The sequence below is a fragment of the Streptomyces thermovulgaris genome (assembly GCF_002155915.1).
Classification (GTDB): domain Bacteria; phylum Actinomycetota; class Actinomycetes; order Streptomycetales; family Streptomycetaceae; genus Streptomyces; species Streptomyces thermovulgaris.
In genome coordinates, this window is the sequence record NZ_MUME01000377.1 from 1 (window position 1) to 4566 (window position 4566).

At 72.2% G+C, this 4566-nt stretch carries 5 protein-coding genes; 3 read left to right on the top strand and 2 right to left on the bottom strand.

Annotated elements, in window-relative coordinates; translation table 11 throughout:
- The first annotated feature begins 25 nt into the window (after positions 1-25).
- The 3 genes from CCN35_RS24480 to recX all read left to right on the top strand — a co-directional run bounded on the left by CCN35_RS24480 (position 26) and on the right by recX (position 3580).
- On the top strand, positions 26-1414 hold the full coding sequence (locus CCN35_RS24480; protein ID WP_245863413.1) for an AI-2E family transporter: 1389 nt from the start codon (positions 26-28) through the stop codon (positions 1412-1414).
- 229 nt (positions 1415-1643) lie between these two features.
- Complete coding sequence (gene recA, locus CCN35_RS24485; protein WP_067393430.1) at positions 1644-2765, top strand: recombinase RecA; 1122 nt, start codon at positions 1644-1646, stop codon at positions 2763-2765.
- A 2-nt stretch (positions 2766-2767) separates the two neighbouring features.
- Positions 2768-3580, top strand: a complete 813-nt coding sequence (gene recX / locus CCN35_RS24490) for a recombination regulator RecX (RefSeq protein WP_425444320.1) — start codon at positions 2768-2770, stop codon at positions 3578-3580.
- A 33-nt stretch (positions 3581-3613) separates the two neighbouring features.
- Here the strand turns inward: recX and CCN35_RS24495 are convergent, their stop codons facing one another.
- Both CCN35_RS24495 and CCN35_RS24500 read right to left on the bottom strand, forming a co-directional pair.
- Positions 3614-4015 carry a rhodanese-like domain-containing protein gene (locus CCN35_RS24495; RefSeq protein WP_067393425.1) on the bottom strand — a complete coding sequence of 134 codons (402 nt, stop codon included), beginning with the start codon at positions 4013-4015 and terminating at the stop codon, positions 3614-3616.
- On the bottom strand, positions 4012-4524 hold the full coding sequence (locus tag CCN35_RS24500) for a cupin domain-containing protein (protein WP_086794380.1): 513 nt from the start codon (positions 4522-4524) through the stop codon (positions 4012-4014). The genes CCN35_RS24495 and CCN35_RS24500 overlap by 4 nt, the downstream gene beginning before the upstream one ends.
- Positions 4525-4566 lie beyond the last annotated feature (42 nt).

The window sequence follows — 4566 nt, forward strand, 5'->3', positions numbered from 1 at the left end:
CGACGGCATGGGCGAGACTTGGACCGTGGCACCCACTGACGGGTCCGGGCGGACGGCCCGGCAGGCATCCCCGCTCGGCGCCCCGCCGCCTCCCCGTTCCCCGGAAACCCCGGCCCCGGACACCACCGGGCCGACGGCCCGCATGCCCCGCTGGCTGCCGCGCGCCATGGTGCTCGCGCTCGGCCTCGTCGCGGCCTTCCAGCTCGGCAGCTGGGCCTTCCACCAGCTGACCGGCCTGCTGCTCGACGTCCTCATCGCGTTCTTCCTGGCCCTGGCCATAGAACCCGCGGTGAGCCGCATGGCGGCGCTCGGCATGCGCCGGGGCCTTGCGACCTTCCTGGTCTTCCTCACCCTGGTGGTCGCCTCGGCCGGCTTCGTGACACTGCTCGGCTCGATGCTTGCCGGGCAGATCATCACAATGATCGAGGGTTTCCCGGAGTACCTCGACTCCGTCATCAACTGGGTCAACGCCACGTTCCACACCGAGCTCAGGCGGGTGGACGTGCAGGAGGAGCTGCTCCACTCCGAGTGGCTGCGCAGCTACGCGCAGAACAGCGCCGCGGGGGTGCTCGACGTCTCCGCCCAGGTGCTGGGCGGGCTGTTCCGGCTGCTGACGATCACCCTGTTCTCGTTCTACTTCGCCGCCGACGGGCCGCGGCTGCGCCGCGCCGTCTGCTCCGTGCTGCCGCCCGCCCGACAGTCCGAGGTGCTGCGCGCGTGGGAGATCGCCGTCGACAAGACCGGCGGCTACCTGTACTCGCGCAGCCTGATGGCGCTCGTCTCGGGCGTCGCCCACTACGTCCTGCTGGAGTTCCTGGACGTGCCCTACGCGCCGGCGCTGGCCGTCTGGGTGGGGCTGGTCTCGCAGTTCATCCCCACCATCGGCACCTATCTCGCGGGTGCCCTGCCGATGCTGATCGCCTTCACGGTCGACCCGTGGTACGCGGTGTGGGTGCTGGTCTTCGTCGTGATCTACCAGCAGTTCGAGAACTACGTGCTGCAGCCCAAGCTGACCGCGAAGACCGTCGACATCCACCCCGCGGTCGCCTTCGGGTCGGTCGTCGCCGGGACCGCGCTGCTCGGCGCGGTCGGCGCGCTGATCGCCATCCCCGCCGTCGCCACCCTGCAGGCCTTCCTGGGGGCCTATGTGAAGCGGTACGACGTCGCGGACGACCCCCGTGTCCACGGCCACCGCAGACGTGTCCCGGCGCGAGGGCTCCTCACGCGCGTACAGGGACTCCTCGAGCACGCCCGGCAGCTGTGGGGGGAACGGTCGACACGGGCGGCGGAGACCGGAGCGGACCCCTCGGGGAGCACGGCGGCGGCCGGGGAGGAGACCACGGGGAAGGGCGCCGCCGGGAGAGGGGACGCCGGGGAAGAGGCCGCCGGGAAGCGCGCGGGGCAACAGGGGTGAAAGAGGGCGGGGAGACCGGCCGTCCGGGGTGTGGCTCGCTTGACACGAAAATCGAACATCCATTCTTATGGAGGTTCCGGCAGGGGTCGGCGCAGGGATCCGGTCCGGTGTCGAAGCGGTCGGCCCCTCGGTTGTCCACAGGCCGGACGTGCGTCAGGGCGCGTTGTCAGTGGCAGGCGTTAGCGTCTTTGACGTGAAGCGATCGACTCAAGCGAACCGGGTGGAACCCATGGCAGCAAGCGACCGCGAGAAGGCGCTGGACGCCGCGCTCGCGCAGATTGAACGGCAATTCGGCAAGGGCGCGGTCATGCGCATGGGCGAGCGGTCGAAGGAGCCCGTCGAGGTCATCCCGACCGGGTCGACCGCGCTGGACGTGGCCCTCGGTGTCGGCGGTCTGCCGCGCGGCCGCATCGTGGAGGTGTACGGCCCGGAGTCCTCCGGCAAGACCACGCTGACCCTGCACGCCGTGGCGAACGCGCAGAAGGCCGGCGGCACGGTCGCCTTCGTGGACGCCGAGCACGCCCTCGACCCCGAGTACGCCAAGAAGCTCGGCGTCGACATCGACCAGCTGATCCTCTCCCAGCCGGACAACGGCGAGCAGGCACTGGAGATCGTGGACATGCTGGTCCGCTCCGGCGCCCTGGACCTCATCGTCATCGACTCCGTCGCCGCGCTCGTCCCGCGCGCGGAGATCGAGGGCGAGATGGGCGACAGCCACGTGGGCCTGCAGGCCCGCCTCATGAGCCAGGCCCTGCGCAAGATCACCGGTGCGCTCAACCAGTCCAAGACCACCGCGATCTTCATCAACCAGCTGCGCGAGAAGGTCGGCGTGATGTTCGGCTCCCCGGAGACCACGACGGGTGGCCGCGCGCTGAAGTTCTACGCCTCGGTGCGTCTGGACATCCGCCGCATCGAGACCCTCAAGGACGGCACGGAGGCGGTCGGCAACCGCACCCGGGTCAAGGTCGTCAAGAACAAGGTCGCACCGCCCTTCAAGCAGGCCGAGTTCGACATCCTCTACGGCGAGGGCATCAGCCGCGAGGGCGGCCTCATCGACATGGGCGTGGAGCACGGCTTCATCCGCAAGGCCGGCGCCTGGTACACGTACGAGGGCGACCAGCTCGGCCAGGGCAAGGAGAACGCGCGCAACTTCCTGAAGGACAACCCCGACCTGGCCAACGAGATCGAGAAGAAGATCAAGGAGAAGCTGGGCGTCGGAGTGCGGACCGAGGAGCCGGCCGCCGAACCGGGCGCGGACGCCGCGGTCACCGCCGCGGACGCCGCCAAGACGGCGCCCGCCGCGGCGGCTGCCAGGACCGCCAAGCCCAAGGCCGTCGCCGCCAAGAGCTGACCGTGGTACGACGAACCGACCGGGCCGCGTCCGAGGACACCGCCCTCGACGCCCCCTGGGGGTGGAAGACCGAGGACCTTCCCGGCCCCGGCGCGGACGGGGACGACGTGTCCGCGGACGGCATGCACGGGGACGACGCATCGGACGGCCTGCGCCACACGGGTGAGCCGCGTGCGGGTGGCGCACATCGGGACGACCCGCGTGACGGCGGGTCGCACGGTGGACGCGGACGTCGTCGGCACGGTGCCGGCGAGGCGTCCGCCGGGGACGGGGGCGCCCCCTCCGCGTCGAGGGCTGGACGGGGGGAGCCTCCGGGGGACCCGGTGGAGCGGGCGCGCGCGATCTGTCTGCGCCTGCTCACCGGGACCCCGCGCACCCGCAAGCAGCTCGAGGACGCCCTGCGCAAGCGGGACGTCCCGGACCACGCCGCACAGGAGGTGCTGTCGCGGTTCGAGGAAGTCGGGCTGATCGACGACAGGGCCTTCGCGAACGCCTGGGTGGAGTCCCGGCACCACGGGCGCGGACTGGCACGGCGCGCGCTCGCCCGGGAGCTGCGGACCAAGGGCGTCGACGCCGCACTGATCGACCAGGCGGTCGGCCGGCTCGACGCCGAACAGGAGGAGGCCACCGCACGCGAACTCGTCGCCCGCAAGCTGCGCTCCACCCGCGGTCTCGACCGCGACAAGCGGCTGCGCCGCCTCGCCGGGATGCTCGCCCGCAAGGGCTACTCCGAGGGTCTGGCCCTGCGGGTGGTCCGGCAGGCGCTGGAGGAGGAGGGCGAGGACATGGACTTCCTGGTGGGCGAGGGGATCTGAGGCAGGCACGGCCCCGCCGCCCCTGAGCCCGCCCTACGACGGGACCACCGGCAGCCCCGCCGCCCGCCACGCCTGGAAGCCGCCCACCAGATCGGTCGCCCGGTGCAGCCCCAGCCGGTGCAGGGAGGCGGCCGCCAGACTCGACGCATAGCCTTCGTCGCAGACGACGACCACACGCAGGTCGTGACCGGTGGCCTCGGGGACGCGATGGCTGCCCCAGGGGTCCAGCCGCCACTCCAGTTCGTTGCGCTCGATGACGAGGGCGCCGGGGATCAGGCCGTCGCGGTCGCGCAGCGCGGCGTACCGGATGTCCACCAGCAGGGCCTCGCCGGCCCGGGCGGCGTCGTACGCCTCCTGGGTCCCGATGCGCTCGTACCCCTGCCGCACCCGCTCCAGCAGCTCGTCGATCCCGATCGCCCGCCGTTTCCCGCTCACTGCCAGTCCTCCGGGTACTCGACCCGCTCCAGGCGCAGCGTCCGGCCGGTGCGGCCGTAGCGGCGGATGCGGGGCAGCGGCGGGTAGTAGGCGTGCACGGACACCGCATGGTCCCGGGAGGACTCGTTGAGCACCTCGTGGACATGATGGCGGCCGAAGGAACGGCCCCGTCCGGCCGGCAGCCGCCGTGTGCGGTCCACGCCGTCGGTGAGCTCCAGGCTCTCCCAGCCCTCGGTGGGCAGCCGGACGGCGAGCGAGTGCTCCGTCAGCTCACCGGTGGCGGTGACGAAGGCGCCGATCGAGTCGGCGTGGTCGTGCCAGCCCGTGCCGCTGCCGGGAGGCCAGCCGATCAGCCAGGCCTCACTGCCGCCGGGCCCGTCCAGGCGCACCCAGGTGCGGTCCTTCGGGTCGAGCGGGAGCGAGGCGATCAGCTCGGTGTCGGCGGCGGTGCGCCGGACGAAGTCGAGGAGTTCCGCCTGTGCCGGCCCCTGGGAGGAGGGCGGGAGCACGGCGGAGGAGGGCCCGGAGGGCGAGGAGACGGGGTGCGGGGA